At 36.6% G+C, this 16,716-nt stretch carries 21 protein-coding genes and 1 pseudogene; 6 read left to right on the top strand and 16 right to left on the bottom strand.

Translation table 11 applies throughout. The features are described from left to right. Positions 1 to 3: 3 nt before the first annotated feature. Genes M014_RS0101060 through argC form a run of 4 tightly spaced genes read right to left on the bottom strand, consistent with a single transcriptional unit; the run spans position 4 to position 4,214 of the window. Positions 4 to 1,164: an acetylornithine transaminase gene (locus tag M014_RS0101060; RefSeq protein ID WP_026590036.1), complete on the bottom strand. Its 1,161-nt coding sequence runs from the start codon at positions 1,162 to 1,164 to the stop codon at positions 4 to 6. After that, the gene (argB, locus tag M014_RS0101055; protein WP_026590035.1) at positions 1,161 to 1,928 is read right to left on the bottom strand and encodes an acetylglutamate kinase; all 768 of its coding nucleotides are present in this window, start codon (positions 1,926 to 1,928) and stop codon (positions 1,161 to 1,163) included. Before argB ends, M014_RS0101060 begins: the two co-directional genes overlap by 4 nt. Positions 1,929 to 1,939: 11 nt before the next feature. Then, on the bottom strand, positions 1,940 to 3,166 hold the full coding sequence (argJ, locus tag M014_RS0101050) for a bifunctional glutamate N-acetyltransferase/amino-acid acetyltransferase ArgJ (RefSeq protein ID WP_051588524.1): 1,227 nt from the start codon (positions 3,164 to 3,166) through the stop codon (positions 1,940 to 1,942). A 10-nt stretch (positions 3,167 to 3,176) separates the two neighbouring features. Continuing rightward, a complete protein-coding gene (argC, locus tag M014_RS0101045; RefSeq protein WP_026590033.1) occupies positions 3,177 to 4,214 on the bottom strand; it encodes an N-acetyl-gamma-glutamyl-phosphate reductase in 1,038 nt (345 codons plus the stop codon). 225 nt (positions 4,215 to 4,439) lie between these two features. Between argC and M014_RS0101040 the strand changes: the two genes are divergently transcribed. Further along, the gene (locus tag M014_RS0101040) at positions 4,440 to 4,625 is read left to right on the top strand and encodes a YqzH family protein (RefSeq protein WP_026590032.1); all 186 of its coding nucleotides are present in this window, start codon (positions 4,440 to 4,442) and stop codon (positions 4,623 to 4,625) included. A gap of 29 nt (positions 4,626 to 4,654) precedes the next feature. On the opposite strand, the gene M014_RS0101035 is transcribed toward M014_RS0101040, so the two are convergent. Continuing rightward, a complete protein-coding gene (locus tag M014_RS0101035) occupies positions 4,655 to 5,449 on the bottom strand; it encodes an SDR family NAD(P)-dependent oxidoreductase (protein WP_026590031.1) in 795 nt (264 codons plus the stop codon). A gap of 9 nt (positions 5,450 to 5,458) precedes the next feature. Continuing rightward, positions 5,459 to 6,412 carry an MBL fold metallo-hydrolase gene (locus M014_RS0101030; protein ID WP_026590030.1) on the bottom strand — a complete coding sequence of 318 codons (954 nt, stop codon included), beginning with the start codon at positions 6,410 to 6,412 and terminating at the stop codon, positions 5,459 to 5,461. 165 nt (positions 6,413 to 6,577) lie between these two features. Here M014_RS0101030 and proI point away from each other — a divergent pair, with 165 nt between their 5' ends. Continuing rightward, a complete protein-coding gene (gene proI, locus M014_RS0101025) occupies positions 6,578 to 7,417 on the top strand; it encodes a pyrroline-5-carboxylate reductase ProI (protein ID WP_026590029.1) in 840 nt (279 codons plus the stop codon). A 56-nt stretch (positions 7,418 to 7,473) separates the two neighbouring features. Here the strand turns inward: proI and sdaAA are convergent, their stop codons facing one another. The 5 genes from sdaAA to rnz all read right to left on the bottom strand — a co-directional run bounded on the left by sdaAA (position 7,474) and on the right by rnz (position 10,884). Then, the gene (gene sdaAA, locus M014_RS0101020; protein ID WP_026590028.1) at positions 7,474 to 8,352 is read right to left on the bottom strand and encodes an L-serine ammonia-lyase, iron-sulfur-dependent, subunit alpha; all 879 of its coding nucleotides are present in this window, start codon (positions 8,350 to 8,352) and stop codon (positions 7,474 to 7,476) included. Positions 8,353 to 8,370: 18 nt separating this feature from the next. Further along, entirely contained in the window at positions 8,371 to 9,030 is a 660-nt protein-coding gene (gene sdaAB / locus M014_RS0101015; RefSeq protein WP_026590027.1) for an L-serine ammonia-lyase, iron-sulfur-dependent subunit beta, read from the bottom strand. A 48-nt stretch (positions 9,031 to 9,078) separates the two neighbouring features. Beyond that, positions 9,079 to 9,210 carry a hypothetical protein gene (locus M014_RS30285; protein ID WP_255301430.1) on the bottom strand — a complete coding sequence of 44 codons (132 nt, stop codon included), beginning with the start codon at positions 9,208 to 9,210 and terminating at the stop codon, positions 9,079 to 9,081. 104 nt (positions 9,211 to 9,314) lie between these two features. Then, positions 9,315 to 9,503, bottom strand: coding sequence for a PTS sugar transporter subunit IIC (locus M014_RS29840; RefSeq protein WP_231503887.1), 189 nt, complete (start codon positions 9,501 to 9,503; stop codon positions 9,315 to 9,317). 457 nt (positions 9,504 to 9,960) lie between these two features. Next, positions 9,961 to 10,884: a ribonuclease Z gene (gene rnz / locus M014_RS0101000; RefSeq protein ID WP_026590025.1), complete on the bottom strand. Its 924-nt coding sequence runs from the start codon at positions 10,882 to 10,884 to the stop codon at positions 9,961 to 9,963. Between the two features lie 188 nt (positions 10,885 to 11,072). Between rnz and M014_RS0100990 the strand changes: the two genes are divergently transcribed. Beyond that, positions 11,073 to 11,324: a DUF3932 family protein gene (locus M014_RS0100990; RefSeq protein ID WP_026590024.1), complete on the top strand. Its 252-nt coding sequence runs from the start codon at positions 11,073 to 11,075 to the stop codon at positions 11,322 to 11,324. A 111-nt stretch (positions 11,325 to 11,435) separates the two neighbouring features. Here M014_RS0100990 and M014_RS27535 read toward each other — a convergent pair whose 3' ends face one another. Further along, entirely contained in the window at positions 11,436 to 11,870 is a 435-nt protein-coding gene (locus M014_RS27535) for a hypothetical protein (protein ID WP_026590023.1), read from the bottom strand. Between the two features lie 126 nt (positions 11,871 to 11,996). Here M014_RS27535 and M014_RS0100980 point away from each other — a divergent pair, with 126 nt between their 5' ends. Further along, positions 11,997 to 12,506, top strand: coding sequence for a YhcN/YlaJ family sporulation lipoprotein (locus M014_RS0100980; RefSeq protein ID WP_035414453.1), 510 nt, complete (start codon positions 11,997 to 11,999; stop codon positions 12,504 to 12,506). Positions 12,507 to 12,638: 132 nt separating this feature from the next. Here the strand turns inward: M014_RS0100980 and M014_RS0100975 are convergent, their stop codons facing one another. Beyond that, the gene (locus M014_RS0100975; protein ID WP_026590021.1) at positions 12,639 to 13,877 is read right to left on the bottom strand and encodes a DNA polymerase IV; all 1,239 of its coding nucleotides are present in this window, start codon (positions 13,875 to 13,877) and stop codon (positions 12,639 to 12,641) included. 121 nt (positions 13,878 to 13,998) lie between these two features. Here M014_RS0100975 and M014_RS29490 point away from each other — a divergent pair. Further along, positions 13,999 to 14,228 (top strand): annotated as a pseudogene (locus M014_RS29490) (hypothetical protein). 54 nt (positions 14,229 to 14,282) lie between these two features. On the opposite strand, the gene M014_RS0100970 reads toward M014_RS29490, so the two are convergent. Both M014_RS0100970 and M014_RS0100965 read right to left on the bottom strand, forming a co-directional pair. Continuing rightward, the gene (locus tag M014_RS0100970; protein ID WP_026590020.1) at positions 14,283 to 15,401 is read right to left on the bottom strand and encodes a tripeptidase T; all 1,119 of its coding nucleotides are present in this window, start codon (positions 15,399 to 15,401) and stop codon (positions 14,283 to 14,285) included. Between the two features lie 120 nt (positions 15,402 to 15,521). Beyond that, complete coding sequence (locus M014_RS0100965) at positions 15,522 to 16,067, bottom strand: GNAT family N-acetyltransferase (protein WP_026590019.1); 546 nt, start codon at positions 16,065 to 16,067, stop codon at positions 15,522 to 15,524. Positions 16,068 to 16,266: 199 nt separating this feature from the next. Between M014_RS0100965 and prli42 the strand changes: the two genes are divergently transcribed. After that, a complete protein-coding gene (gene prli42, locus M014_RS29030) occupies positions 16,267 to 16,359 on the top strand; it encodes a stressosome-associated protein Prli42 (RefSeq protein WP_090687428.1) in 93 nt (30 codons plus the stop codon). A gap of 103 nt (positions 16,360 to 16,462) precedes the next feature. Here the strand turns inward: prli42 and M014_RS0100955 are convergent, their stop codons facing one another. Continuing rightward, positions 16,463 to 16,702, bottom strand: a complete 240-nt coding sequence (locus M014_RS0100955; protein ID WP_026590018.1) for a DUF3894 domain-containing protein — start codon at positions 16,700 to 16,702, stop codon at positions 16,463 to 16,465. Positions 16,703 to 16,716: the final 14 nt, after the last annotated feature.

Genomic DNA, 16,716 nt, shown 5'->3' with positions numbered 1-16,716 from the left:
CCCTTATAATATTGGTGATTTTTGTGTACAAATTACTCTCTTTATCATATTTACCGCTTCATCTATTTCTTCATTCGTTACAATGAGCGGTGGTAACAATCGCAAAACATTTGTTCCAGCTTGCAATACAAGAATCCCCTCTTCTTCTAACTGTTCTATAATTGGTGTGACATCACACTTGCAAACGACTCCAATCATAAGTCCTCTTCCGCGAATATCAGTAATCCATTCGATATCATGTAATTCTTTTTTTAGTTTTTGTAGTAAATATTCTCCCTTTACTTTAACTTCTTGTAAAAAAAACGGTTGCTTCATAATTCGCAACACTTCTTTTGCTGCTGTCATCGCAATATAATTCCCACCAAATGTAGAGCCATGAGCCCCAGTTGTAAAAGCAGTCATAAGCTCTTTCTTTCCAAGCATTGCCCCAACCGGAATACCATTTCCAAGCGCCTTTGCCGCTGTAACAATATCTGGGGATGTTCCAGTCTGTTCATAAGCAAACAACGTTCCCGTTCTTCCCATCCCTGTTTGCACCTCGTCAATTATATAAAGAGCTCCATATTGTCTACATAATTGTTCAATCTCTTGTAAAAAGGAAATATCGGCCGGTAAAACTCCTCCCTCTCCTTGCACAACTTCCACCATAACTGCAGCTACTTCTTCATTCATTGTCTCCCTGAGTGCTTCTATATCATTAAAGGGAATATGTAAAAAAGACGGAAGAAGTGGCCCGAATCCTGTTTTGACTTTCTCTTGTCCAGTTGCACTCATTGTCCCAAAAGTTCTACCATGAAAGGATTGCTGGAATGTTAAAACGAGTGAATTTCCCGTATGCTTGCGTGCTAGTTTAAGTGCTGCTTCATTCGCTTCTGCTCCGCTATTACAAAAGAACACGTAATCTAGCTCACGCCCCTCTGTTAATAGTGCAGCTACCTTTTCTTGTACCTTGTGCGGAAAAAGGTTTGATATATGCCAAATTTCCTCTAATTGCTTTGTCATCGCTTCTACAAGTACAGGATGACAATGTCCTAAATTACATACAGCAATGCCAGAAGTAAAATCCATATACTCTTTCCCATTTTCATCTATAACCTTTGTTCCAGTCCCTTGAACAATTTCAATACTGCGTCTTCCATATGTGGGAAATATATGACTACTCATACAATACTCACCCCTTTTGTTACTTTCGTTCCAATCCACTCGCCTGATGTTCCAACAAAATGTTTTGTACCATTTACAATGCTGACGTTCTGAACGCCCATCTGTATTGAGGTAAGAGCCGCCTGTACTTTCGGAATCATTCCCCCTGTAATAACTTCTTTTTCTATCAGTCGTAGGATCTCAGCTTTATCTGCTTTCTTTAACAACTTTCCTTCGAACAATATCCCATCTACATCAGTAATAAAAATAAGTTCTTTCGCCCCCAGCGCGTATGCAATTCCAGCTGCCGCCGTATCTGCATTTATGTTATATACTTGGCCACCACTTATCCCAATTGGAGCAATAACCGGAATATAATTTAAATCTAGTAACCCTTTTAATAGCGCCGTCTCTACACCACTAACTTCTCCTACGTATCCAAGTTCAGAGTCAAGTTGCTTAACTTGCAGTAACCTTCCATCGCAACCAGAGATCCCAATTGCATGCAAGCCATGCTTTTGAAAATTCATCACCATTTTTTTATTCGTGCTCCCGCATAAAATCATCTGGACAACATTCATCACTTCTTTTGTCGTCACACGTAATCCATTCTTCTTTTCAATTGAAATATTAAATTGCTGTAGCTTTGCATCAATTTCTGGTCCACCGCCATGAACAACAATAACTTGATATTTTTTCTTCAGCTGCTCTATGCATTCAAAAAATATATGGTCTAAACGCTCTAACATACTACCACCGCATTTTACTACAATATACTCGCTCATCTTTTCTCTCCCTACGTACGATAACAAGCATTTATTTTCACATATTCATAACTTAAGTCGCAGCCCCAAGCTCTTCCTTTTTCCTCTCCAAGGTGCAAATGAACATCAATAACAATTTCAGGTTGCTTTAATTTTTTATTCATTTCCTTTTGAGAGAATACTTGTGGCTCACTGCTTTGTAAAACAGAAATGGACTGAACAGCGATATCAACGGCGGTAGGTTCAATAGCAACTCCACTTTGACCAATTGCGCTAATAATGCGACCCCAATTTGCGTCTTCACCATACATCGCTGTTTTCACAAGACTTGAGCCAACAATTTGTTTCGCAATCTTATTTCCTTCTTCTACTGTTCGTGCCCCAGATACATTTACTTCAACTAACTTAGTAGCGCCTTCACCATCTTTAGCAATTTGCTTCGCTAAGTCCTCACATACCTTTTGCAAAGCACACATAAATTTTTTCCACTCTGTATGATTTGTATCAATGGCAGTCGTCCCTGATAATCCACTTGCCATAACAATCACCATATCATTTGTAGACGTATCTCCGTCCACTGTAATTTGGTTAAACGTATGATTGGTCACTTGTGATAACGCTAGCTGAAGTGTAGCTTGTTCTATATGTACGTCGGTTGTAATAAAACTAAGCATCGTTGCCATATTTGGATGAATCATTCCAGACCCTTTAGCAGCTCCTGCAATCGTCACTTCTTTCCCTTCAATTGTAAACTGATAACACGATTGTTTTTTGACGAGATCCGTTGTTAAAATGGCTTCATAAAATGAATCTACTTTCTCTTTTTCCTTCGATGGCACAAGATGGACAATACCAGCACGGATCACATCCATCGCTAAAGGAACTCCAATGATACCTGTTGAAGCAACCGCCACATGATTTTCTTTTACATGGAATTGTTTCGCAGCCAACATTCTCATTTCATACGCATCTTGCAATCCTTGTATACCTGTACAAGCATTCGCATTTCCGCTATTTACAACAACGACCTGCACTTTCCCCTCCACCGCAATACTTTCTTTTGTTACTTGCACCGGTGCCGCTTGAAACTGATTTGTTGTATACACAGCCCCGCAATTTGCAGGAACATCACAAACAATTGCTCCCATATCTTTTTTCTCTTTTTTCAATCCAACCTGGATACCAATTGTAGCAAAACCTTTTGGCGTTACAATTGATCCACTTGCAACTTTTATAATAGAATCTGTTTCAATCATTATTCTTCCTCCCTTATGGGTAAAGCGGTATATATTGTAACCCTGCTGTTTCCTCTAACCCTGCTAATAAGTTTGCATTTTGAATTGCTTGCCCAGCAGCTCCTTTCATCATATTATCGATGACAGAAACAACTGTAATACGCCCTGTTCGTTCATCATAAGCCGCTCCAATATCACAATAATTTGAACCTCTCACTTCTTTCGGGCTTGGAAACTCCCCTTTAGGACGAATACGAACAAAGGAAGCATGACAATACGTTTCTTCATATAACTTCTGTAATATACGTGTATTGATATCTCGTTTTGCTTTTGTATAGAGAGTAATCATAATCCCTCTCGATATCGGAATTAAATGTGTGCTAAATGTAATAGGTTGTGCTTGTTCATTCCACTCAGTAAGCATTTGTTCAATCTCTGGAACATGTTGATGCTCATTCACCTTATAAATATGAAAATTATCATACAACTCAGGAAAATGCGTCATTGTTGTCGGTGTCTTTCCTGCTCCTGATACCCCTGATTTCGCATCGATAATAAGTGAGTCTTCCTCTATCATCCCACCCTGCATTAATGGTGCGGCCGCTAATAGTGCAGCTGTTGCAAAACACCCTGGATTTGCAACTAATTTTGTTTCTTGAATAGCTGACTTTTTCCATTCACTCAATCCATACACTGCCTTTTGCAGAATTTCTTCCTTTGCAGCAGGCTTGTTATACCATGTTTCATATGCATGAGGATTTAGCATACGAAAATCACCTGATAAATCAATAACTTTTAAACCAGCCGCTAGCAATCTTGGCGTTATATGCGCCGAAACTCCTGCTGGTGTCGCTAAAAATACAATACTAGCTTCCTTCGCTATTACCTCCACATCGATTTCTTGCAACGTATGAACAATAAAATTTTGTAAATGGGGATATACATTTGTTATGCGTTCCCCTACTTGTGAAAAAGAATGGAGAGATACAATTGAAAAATATGGATGATGTTGCAATAACCTTATTAACTCAATTCCTCCATATCCTGTTGCTCCAATAATCGCGACTTTCATACGCTCCTCCTTATATGGATTCTTTAAATTAAGTATGATTATAATATTGTATATTTATAGAGTCAATTAAATATTTATTAATTTTAAAAGTTTTAAAAACGTAATTTTTCTAGAAAAACATTAACTGATTATGAATTTTTATACACAAAAGACGTATACTAGTATTTTTTCTACACTTCAAGTACAATAAAAACAATACATGTATACACATAAGCGGGGAAAAAGATGAACGAAAAATTAATTGAGAAGATGTTAGCAAAAAGTTTTCGGCAATATCAATGTAAACCTGTTTCAAAAGAAGATGAGGAAATTTTAATTCAAAGTATCCAAACACTGATTCATTCGGAACCTCATATCGATTTGTATGAAGCAATTGAGGACATTGTTTATGAATATATTACGGGAAAATAAAAAATAGGAGATTTCCATTTGGAAATCTCCTATTTTTTACTTAATGATTTACCTGCTACACGTTCAAACAATCCCGGAAATAACGCAAAAAGTTTTGGTCCAATACTCATCCATTTGGGTAAATTCACTTCACGCTTTTTCGTTCGCATCACTTTTACAATTTGCTCTGCTACATATGTTGGCTTTAACATGTAACGCCCCATATTTTTTACATATGTACCGGATTGATCGGCAATATCAAAAAAGTTTGTGTCAATTGGTCCTGGATTAATTGCTGTTACATAAATATTTGTACTTGAGAGCTCCATGCGTAAGCTATTCGTAAATCCTAATACCGCATGTTTGGTTGCAGCATACGCACTCGATTTTGGCGTTGCAATTTTCCCTGCTAACGAAGCAATATTAATGATTTGCCCACTATTTTTCTCTAACATATGAGATAATACCGCTTTCGTACAAGCTACTAATCCAAATACATTAACCTCGAACATATCTTTCACTTCAACCATGGTTGCTTCTTCAAATGTTTTGAAAATGCCAAAGCCAGCATTATTTACTAATATATCAATTTGTCCTGCATCTGCTAGTATTTTTGCAAAGACAGTATTAACCTCTGTTTCTTTACTTACATCTAATACATAATAATAACAAGGCGTATTGTAAGTCGTTTTAATCTTCCCCGCTAATACTCGCAGTTTTTCTTCTGTCCTCGCTATTAATACAGGAATTGCGCCCTCAGCTGCAATTTGCATCGCGACTTGTTCTCCAATCCCACTAGAAGCTCCTGTAATGACGATTACTTTTTCTTGTAAACGTCCTGTCATCGCTGTCACCTACTTTGCATAATAAATCAATTGTGGCGACGATTCATCAATCATCACTTGTTGATTATATGCTAAAAAGTCTAATTGTCCAACTGTTTCCGAAATCGTAAGTGGCAATTGTTCTTTATATAATACAGGAAATAATTTCACACATACTTCAAAGGCTGTCATCGGCTTTTCTTTTAATAATTCTAATACTTTAAATGCGCGTGTTTCTTGCTTTTGCAATCTTCCTCTTATCAGCGCTTTCACATCCACAATATCTTCTCCGTGACCTGATAAAATACGTGAAATATTCATATTACTTAAACGTTTTAATGTTTGGTTATATTGTAACAAAGGCCGTGCTCGCTCCGTCTGCCCTTCATATGGCGGTTCTAGTATTGGATTCGAAGAAATATGACTAATTAAAGCATCCCCACCAATTAACAGTCCATCTCGCTCCCTATATAACGAAATATGCGTCGAAGCATGCCCAGGTGTTTCAATAACTGTAAACTCAGGTAACGACTCAATACTATCTCCCTCTAGTACAGTATGTGTTAACGACCTATTACAAGAATATTTAAGTGTTTTCGTTGTAAGTAATACTTCATCTTTCAAAAATGCTTCTGGGACGCCAAACTGTAATGCGACTTCTTTAAAAAATTGCTGATAACGTTTCAAAAATTGAGAATCTTGTGTAATCCATGGCTCATTCCAAGGATGGCCAACAATATTCGTCTTCTCGGAAAATGTATTTAGAAGCCCACAATGATCAGCATGATGATGTGTAATCACTACTGTTTCAATGTCTTCTATCTTGTATCCTAAAGTCCTTAATTGTTTTTCTAATGCTGACTTTGCCTCCTTTGTATTTGTCCCTGTATCAATTAATGTTAATGATTCTCCCTCTACTAAAAACACATTAACTGTCTCAACTGCAAATGGAACAGGAATCTCCATTCGATGAATTGCTACCATGTTTATGCCCCCCATCTCTCTCCGGTTCAAAATGAATCTCTCTTCAGTTTACAACTTCCATAAAAATTTGTCATTATTTTCAGATAAAAAGAAGGTTTTTTCTATAATAAAAAGAATGTATGTAAATTTATAAGTTTTTCTTACCAAAATGAAGGAGGCTTCATCATGTCTATTCAAAATATTTCCTTTCTAGGTGCTGGATCAATAGCTGAAGCAATCATCGCCGGTTTATTAGATGCAAATGTTGTAAAGAGTGAACAAATTACAGTAAGTAATCGCTCCAATGAAACAAGATTACAGGAATTACATACAAAATATGGTGTTAAAGGAACCCATAACAAACAAGATCTACTGGCTCATGCAGATATTATCTTTCTCGCAATGAAGCCAAAGGATGTAGCGGAAGCCTTAACACCTCTTAAAGAATATATAACAAGTAGCCAACTTATCATTTCATTATTAGCAGGTGTTTCTACAAGTTCTATTACAAGTCTGCTTCAAAAAAATGTTCCGATTATCCGTGCAATGCCAAATACATCGGCAGCTATTTTAAAATCAGCTACAGCTATCTCTCCATCCTTGCATGCAACAGAGCAACATGTTCATATTGCTAAATCTTTATTTGAAACAATCGGTCTTGTTTCAGTAGTAGCAGAAGAGCATATGCATGCTGTTACTGCCCTATCTGGAAGCGGTCCTGCATATGTGTACTACGTAGTTGAAGCAATGGAAGAAGCTGCAAAACAAATCGGCTTAGAAGAGCATGTAGCTAAATCTCTTATTTTACAAACAATGATTGGTGCAGCTGAAATGCTTAAAGCGAATACAAAACACCCTTCTATCTTACGAAAAGAAATTACCTCTCCTGGTGGAACGACAGAAGCTGGAATCGAGGTTCTACAAAGTTTTAATTTTCAACAAGCACTCATCGCGTGTATTACACAAGCTACAAAACGATCTCATGAGCTAGGAAAAACATTAGAACAATTAGCAAAAGAAAAATAAAAAACAGAGCTCAGAAAATAAATCTGAGCTCCGTTTTTTATTACGATCGTATTCTCTTATTTGCTACTCTTCCCAAAAATCTCTTCTTGAAGGCGACGTCCTGTCGGTGTTGCTGCTAGTCCACCTTCAGCCGTCTCACGAAGTGCAACTGGCATTGTTTGCCCAATTCTAAACATCGCTTCAATAACTTCATCACATGGAATCGTACTTGTTACACCAGCTAATGATAAATCAGCTGCAATCATCGCATTTGAAGCACCTGCTGCATTACGTTTTACACAAGGGACTTCTACAAGTCCAGCAACAGGATCACATACTAATCCTAACATATTCTTTAGAGCAATTGCCATCGCCGTAGCCGCTTGCTCCGGTGTTCCTCCTGCCATTTCAACAGCTGCTGCCGCTGCCATTCCACTTGCTGAACCAACTTCAGCTTGACATCCTCCAGCTGCACCAGAAATACAAGCATTATTGGCAACAACCATACCAAATGCTCCAGCTGTAAATAGAAATTCAATCATTTCTTCGCGTGTTGGCTGTAACTTTTCTTTAAGTGCAAACAATACTCCTGGTACAGTGCCCGCTGATCCAGCTGTTGGTGTTGCACAAATGATTCCCATCGCTGCATTCACTTCATTTGTCGCAACAGCTTTACTTACCGCATCCAACATCGTATGTCCAGATAAGCCTTTTCCACTCTTCATATACTCTTGTACTTTCACCGCATCTCCGCCAGTTAAACCGGTTGGTGATTTTACACCACGAATACCACGTTCTACTGCTTGTTCCATCACGACTAAGTTTTTTTCCATACCTGCAAGTACTTCTTCACGAGAAATACTTCTTGTTTGCATTTCACATTGAATCATAATTTCTGCAATTTTTACATTCTGTTCTTTAGCTTGTGTCACTAGTTCCGCTGCGTTCCGAAACATGGTGTGTCCCCCCTGCAATTAGTCCATAATAGTTACTTGACAAATATTTGATTGTCCCTTAATTTCCTCAATCACTTCATCTGCTAATAATTCATCTGTTTCAATGACCATAAGTGCTTTTCTTCCCTTTTCCTTACGTGAAACACTCATTGTACTAATATTAATTTCATGTTTGGCAAGTATAGAAGCTACAGATGCAATCGCTCCAAAGCGATCGTTATTGACAATAAGAAGTGCTGGACTTGTTCCTGATAATTGTAAATCAAATCCGTTTAATTCCACCACTTCAATCTTTCCACCACCGATTGAACAAGCAACCACTTCAATCTCCTCTTCTCCTTTATACAAGCGAATTCTCGCTGTATTCGGATGTGGTGCATTCGCTTCTTCTTCAATAAAATTCACTTCAATCCCACGCTCTTTTGCAATTTCTAGCGCACTTGGGATACGTATATCATCTGTTTCAAATCCTAGTATTCCACCAATCAATGCGACATCCGTACCATGACCACGATATGTTTTGGCAAACGAGCCATATAACGAAATCGTAATTTTTTCTGGTTCATGCCGGAAAAGTTGACGAGCAACCTGTCCCATTCTTGCTGCCCCTGCGGTATGTGAACTGGACGGCCCAATCATAACTGGACCGATAATATCAAATACTGAGCGATATTTCATCATGATTCCCCCTAAACCTTTTATCAAAAATTGCTTACTACTATTCTATTAAGCTGCCGATTCTGTTGCCTTCCCTTCTGTACCACGAATTTGCTGTGCTGTACGAATTGGATAGTTTTTGAATAGAAGCGAGCCGATATATCCTGTAAAATACCAGACACCATAATACATAAGAAACATAGCGTCACTTTCATCGGATTATTAAAGCCATACATTGTCATAAGTCTAACAATAAATCCTGGTAGCAATCCAAATTCTAACACAGAAGCCCCTACAAGCATAGCCTAAACAAGTGAGACCCCCATTACTAACGCAACAAGAGTTGCACCAGCTACTCCGCTTAGACTACCTGCTGATTCTCCAACTTCTTTCAAAAACGGTATGTCAATTACATCTCCATCAACATATAGCTGAAATGCTTCAACTAAGAAACTTGCAACAGCGGCACTCGTTAAAGCACCCATTGCTTTCATACCATTTGGTGCTTTGAAACTAAAAAGCTAAAAAAGACTTAATACAAATAATAATAATACAGTTCCTTTAATTATCTCCTTGATGCCCTCTCTCTTTTAGTCAATTTCGTTTCGTTACGAAAAATGGCTAAAATGCACGATGCAACTTACGATGAATTGTAATTCGCCCTCATTATAGCTTGTTTTTGATAAAACGCTTACTTTTATTGAATTTTAAAATTTCCGAATTCAATCTCATTTATTCCCCTTGTATTAATAATAAAACAAATTATCTATATAACAGTTTTTCAAGACAAATGATTTTTCGTACTTCTTTCATACCCTTTCAAAAATCTTAAAATTCCTGTATCAGTTCATAAATTTATCAAATTATAACAGTTCTATCTATTTTATAGAGAAAACTTTTTTATAAAAAACAAAACAATGGCAAATCTATATTGCCATTGTTTGTGAAATGTCACCTTTCTACTGGAAAACATTTCAAATCCATCGCTATTTCCGTATTTGCAAACAGCGACTGAGCTTCTTGTAACAATTCCTTATATGCATCTCCTTGATACCGCGAACTAATGTGAGTCAATATCAATCGTTTCACATTCGCTTGTAACGCAATACTTGCTGCCTGTTTCGTTGTCGAGTGAAAATAATCATGCGCCTGGATTTCATCTGCTGCTGCAAACGTCGCTTCATGAACAAGCACATCTGCGTCTTGTGCAAGTTGGCTACTCGCTTCACAATAACGCGTATCTCCTAATATCGTAATAATTCTCCCTTTTTGCGGTGGACCGATAAAGTCTTTCCCGTGTAAGACTCTTCCATCATTTAATTCTACTGTTTCACCATCTTTTAAACGCTTAAAGATTGGTCCTGGTTTTACTCCTGCTTCTAACAATTTATCAACAAGAAGGTGCCCTTGTATATCTTTCTCTACAATGCGATATCCAAAGCATTCAATCCCATGTGATAATCTCTTCGTTTCTACAGAAAATTGAGTGTCTTCAAAAACAATACCTTCCTCCGTAATTTCAACAATTTCAAGTGGATATTTAACATGCGTCGTACTCACTGATAATGCCACTTCAATGAATTGCCTAATTCCTTTTGGGCCATAAACCGTTAATGGCGTTGTTCCACCTTGAAAAGAGCGACTTCCTAATAAACCAGGTAACCCAAAAATATGATCACCATGTAAATGAGTAATAAAAATTTTTTCAATGCGACGCGGACGCACAGATGTATGTAAAATTTGATGTTGCGTTGCTTCACCACAGTCAAATAACCACGTTTCACCACGTTCCTCTAGTAATTGTAAAGCTATTGATGAGACATTTCTTCCTTTTGAAGGAACACCTGCACCAGTTCCTAAAAATACAAATTCCACTTTGTTTCCTCCAGCTCTTTATATACTCTATCTTTCATCTTACGGAATGTAATTTCAAATGGCAAATCAAATTTCATAAAAAACTCATCTAGACAACTATATAACACGAACGTTATAAATAAAAAAATAACAAACGTTCGTATTTTGTAGTAAAATGATTATATCAAATAAAAAGGGAGCCTTTAACTATGAAAGAAGTATTTCGTTTACAAACTGATTTTTCATCTTCATTTGATCGCTGGGTAAGTTCTTTCGTTTCTGATCACCCGGCACAATTACAGTGGACGACTTTAAAAGAATTAATCCATGAGTACACAACATTGCACACAAATCAAACGTTACCGAAATATATTTCTTCTTCTATCACATATTATGCACAACGTATTTCAACAACAAACAATTCAGAGATCGTAATTTATGAAAATTCTACCATCTCATAATCTATAAAGTGAAACTTTAATGAGTGCGTTTTACTGTCCGCAAATAGCAACACAAAAATAAAAAGCATCGATTCTCGATGCCTTTTTTATTTCAAAAATATACAAATCTCATTACTTTAACATATACTCTTTAGTTATATCATAGAAGGATATAACATTCTCTTCCGATCCATTTACCAATCGTTTATATACTTTATCAATGGGAAACACTTTCCACTCTCCTACTTGTAAATGTAAAACCTCTTCATTATCAAAGACTGGTTCTTGAAGCCACTCTGCCTCTTGTCCTAAATGCCTTTTTAGAACTTCGTCTAAATAACTCCCCCAAATTAAAGCCATCGAATACATTTGATTTTCTGTCGGTATATCTTCTTCATCCCCAATTGCTTTCTTATCCCGTAAATCGTTCGCATAATAATCTAAAATCTCTTCCAATTCTTTGATATCCTCCTCGGAATAATTAAAAGTTTTGTCAAAGGCTTTTGCATATTCAATAGCCACATTACAAAGTTCTTGTATCCTATAGCTCAGATTACTTTGCTCCATGCCCTTCCCCCAAAACTTATTTGATAAAAATTATATCATCCTATTTCACTATGCATAATAAATGTACAACTGGTCATTTTAAGAACGTAGTATAATGAAGGAGGGTTATCATTGAAAAATGTAAAGATGCTTACAATCTGTTTTTTAGCAGCTATTTCGCTATTTGGATGTGCAGGAAAGCAAAAGGAGAAAGCATTGGATACTCGCGAAAACAATGACGTACGCAATGTTAGATACGAAGGAACCAACACTGACCTTCAAAGGGTACGAAATGATACGAACGGTATCACGAACAATGAAACACGACTACACGTAGCCAATAAAGCAGCTGACCGGATTGTTGAATTAGCAGAAGTGGACAACGCAACTGTAGTCGTCACAAACAAAAATGCCTATGTTGCAGTCGTTTTACGTGACAACGTAAAAGGTGATGTCACAAAGCAATTAGAGAACAAAATTGCTGACCAAGTAAGAGCTACAGATCCAGATATCCGCAATGTATTTGTATCATCAAATCCTGATTTTGCAGATCGCATGAGAGACTATGCGGACAAAATCAACCAGGGTAAACCAGTATCAGGACTATTTGAAGAATTTACTGAAACCGTTAGAAGAGTATTCCCTAATCCTCGATAATAAATCAAGTAGCCTTAATTGAAGAAGTAGTAAGCCGAATACTTTTGAAATCTAGACTGGCCGCTACTTCATTCAATTAAGAAGCTATTTAAACATAAAAGGTGTCATGATATGAAATTGTCATGACACCTTTTACATAAATTTATTTTCTAATTTCTGCTGAAAAGATTTTTCCTGCTTTCGAAATAACTGACTTCCTCTTTGCAAAATAGGAGCTCCATATTTATCATTGATCTGGTCAATCACAGCTAATATTGGCTCTTCTTTCGCATCTTCTTCAAATGAAAATAAATCCAGTTGCTTGATTGATTCTGTCTTCCACTCTAGTTCAGTAGCTGTAACACCAAGCAACCTAATCGGATCTCCATCCCAATGTTGTTTCCACAAACGTGAAGAAGCTTGAAAGATATCGCTTTCTTCCCAAATTGCATTTTTTAATTGTTTACTCCGTGTTACTGTACGCCGATCATAATATTTAATCGTAATTTGGATGTTATAACTGACAAGCGTACGTTTTTGTAGCCTTTTACTAACTGATTTCGCTAAGCACTCTAACATATCAAGCAATTCCTTCTCTTCATCCATATCCTTTGAAAATGTCTTTGAATTCCCAACACTTTTATGTTGTCCCATTTGATTCGGATCAACTTCTCTATCATCCATACCTTTTGCTCTTTTTTGTAAATCCACACCATGCTTTCCTATTTTGGCGCGAATGATATGTTCTTCCCCATGTGCTAACTGTTCAATTGTATATATATGGATCTCTTTCAATTTCTCTGCTGTTTTCTCACCAATTCCATGCATCGCTTCAACAGGAAGCGGCCACAGTAACTCCTGAATATCTCGTTTACGAAACACAGTAATACCGAGCGGCTTTTCCATGTCCGACGCAGTCTTTGCAAGAAAAAGGTTTGGGGCAATCCCAATGCTACATGGCAAATGCAACTCCGTTAATAACGCCTGTTGAATCATTCGAGCGATATCAATGGGGGAACCTAATCCATAACAATCTGTTATATCTAAGTATCCTTCATCTATAGAAACAGGCTGTATCTTCTCAGTAAAACGTGACAGAATTTGAAACATTTCAAATGATGCCTCACGATATAATTTAAAATTTGGATGCTTCACAATTAAATCTGGACATAATCGTTTTGCTTCCCAAAGAGGCATTGTTGTTCGTATTCCGTATTCTCTCGCTTCATAACTACATGTTATAATAATTCCTTTTCGCTCTTTTTCATTTCCGGCAATTGCTAGTGGCTTACCTTCTAACGATGGGTCATGCGCAATTTCAACTGATGCAAAAAAACAATTCATATCAACGTGTAAGATGACACGACCGTTTTTGGGATACATTTCTCTCATGTTTTCCACCCCCTAAAGAACATTCGTTCCTAATTTTATTATATCAAATTCCATGAAAACAGTGGAGCTTCTCCAACTACAAAAGCACGTTCGTTCCCATTCATATTTTTGATATACTTATATTAAATATGGATATTTTTTCACAAGAAGTGGCGTACATTACAAACTCAATTACACATTCCTTGTTATTATATTAATTATTGCTATTAACTATTTACTACTGCAAATTTTCAATTTTTATATTACCTTTGCACTTTTCCCTCGCGCAGTAGGTGTAGTAACAAAGTATATACTCCCATGGATTTTTTCTATTGGCTCATTCGCCTTGTAAAAGCGATTGAATCTAAATGAAAAGGGCGTGTAAACCTATTGTGGTTTACACGCCCTTTTTTCTTATGCTTACAATTATTTCGCTACTTCTTCAATAATTGCCACAACTAATTCAGCTGTTTTTGCTAATTCTTCAACAGGAATTTTCTCGTTTGTTGTATGAATTTCTTCATAACCAACTGCTAAGTTTACTGTTGGAATACCATGTCCAGCAATTACGTTTGCATCACTTCCGCCACCGCTTTGGTGAAGAGAAGGCGTACGACCAATTTTTTCAGCAGCACGTTTTGCAACTTCTACAACATGATCGCCATCGGCAAATTTAAATCCAGGGTACATAACTTTTACTTCAACATCCGCTTGACCGCCCATTTCTTTTGCAGTTGTTTCAAATGCTTCTTTCATTTTTGCAACTTGTTCTTGCATTTTTTCATCTACTAAAGAGCGAGCCTCTGCAAAGATTTGTACATGATCACAAACAATATTTGTTTGTGTGCCACCTTCAAAGCGACCGATATTTGCAGTTGTTTCCGAATCAATACGACCTAGTGGCATTTTTGCAATTGCTTTTGCTGCAATCGTAATTGCAGATACACCTTTTTCTGGTGCTACGCCAGCGTGAGCTGTTTTCCCACGAATAATCGCATTTACTTTTGCTTGTGTTGGTGCTGCAACTACGATTTCGCCAACTTTTCCATCGCTATCTAATGCATAACCATATTTTGCTGTAATACGGTCACGGTCCAATGCTTTCGCACCAACAAGACCAGATTCTTCACCAACTGTAATAATAAATTCAATTTTCCCATGGGAAATATTTTTTTCTTTTAAAACACGAATTGCCTCGAACATAGAAGCTAATCCCGCTTTATCATCTGATCCTAAAATTGTAGTACCATCTGATACGATATAACCATCTTTAATAGAAGGCTTAATTCCTTTACCAGGAACTACTGTATCCATATGAGAAGTGAAGTAAATTGTATCTACTCCTTCTTTCGTCGCTGGTAAAGTACAAATTAAATTTCCAGCTCCATGTCCAGTCACACCCATTGTGTCATCTTCAAATACTTCAACACCTAAAGCAGTAAATTTTTTTGTTAACACTTTACAAATTTCTGCTTCATATTTTGTTTCAGAATCTACTTGAACAAGTTCCATAAATTCATTTACTAAACGTTCTTGATTAATCATGAGAATGCGCCTCCTGCATTGCATTATGTATGTAACAAGGTTAATTATAACAGAATTTCGCAAAAGTTTCGAAAGACACGAAAAAAATAGATGGTTCACACATCTAGATAACCATCTATTCTACTCATTTAACAATACCCAGCGCATATGATCTTCCCACACCCCATTCACCATTAACATTTTCCGCGACACTCCTTCATATTGAAAACCAATCTTCGTTACAACTTGAATAGATGCTAAATTACGCGGCATAATCGGGGCTTCAATACGGTGTAAGTGAAATTCTTGAAAAGCAACATCAATTGCTTTTCTAAGCGCTTCTGTTGTATATCCTTTATTCAATTCATCTTTATCTAACTTATAGCCTAGAACGCAAGATTGATAAATCCCTCTCACAATTAAATTGAAAGAAATACATCCTATAATATTCGTATTATCTCCATTCTTAAAAATCCATAATCGAATCGTTTTTCCTTCATTAAACTCTTTTTTATCTTTTTGCAATCGTTTTTTTTGATAGTCTAGTGTAAAAAAATCATCTGGTCGATATTCTTCCCACGCCTTTAAAAACTCACGATTTTTGTCGTAATATTGAAGAACTTGCTCTGCATACGACTCATCGATTTCTCTTAATTGTAAACGTTCTGTTTCATATATTTTCATCATCGTATCTCCATTCTTCATCTAGTAAAACTTTTTAAAGGCACCGAAAAACCTTGTGTCCCATCCTTCTATATTCTCTATGTATTCTATATTTTCCTGTTATATTTTAGATACACTTCTCGAATTTTGTCTTCTTTATACTCTTGTCCATGTTTTCATTTCTCGATACAATAAAATTGTAATGATTGCAAGGAGGACCAGTATGAATAAAAAAGCACAAAAAATTATGATATACGTTATGCTAATTTCAATGCTTGTAACAACATTACTCACTGGAGCTAGTATGTTTTGGTAAAGAGGGCGATATATTTCGTCCTTTTTTACACAAACAGGCTGCTTATTCTTCTAGATAGAAAATAAGCAGCCTGTTCAATCGCAATGATTTTAATGAATAATATTTATTTCATGATTAGCACAATCGCGACAATACTGAATGAAAAGGCCATCACAAGTGCCATAACAAAACTCGTATAATGTTTCTGCTGAAACGCTCCAATTACAAATGTCAAATTAAGGAACACCATAAAAACAATAGATACAAGAAAAGAACATACATTAAAAGTTGCCAATATGAAAGTAACAACGAATAGAAAGCCAATAAAAAATTGCATATAGGAAAGCTTTGGATTCAAATACATACAAGCAACTCCTT

The organism is Bacillus sp. UNC437CL72CviS29 (assembly GCF_000482345.1).
Taxonomy (GTDB): Bacteria; Bacillota; Bacilli; order Bacillales; family Bacillaceae_G; genus Bacillus_A; species Bacillus_A arachidis.
This window is presented reverse-complemented; position numbering and strand designations above follow the sequence as displayed.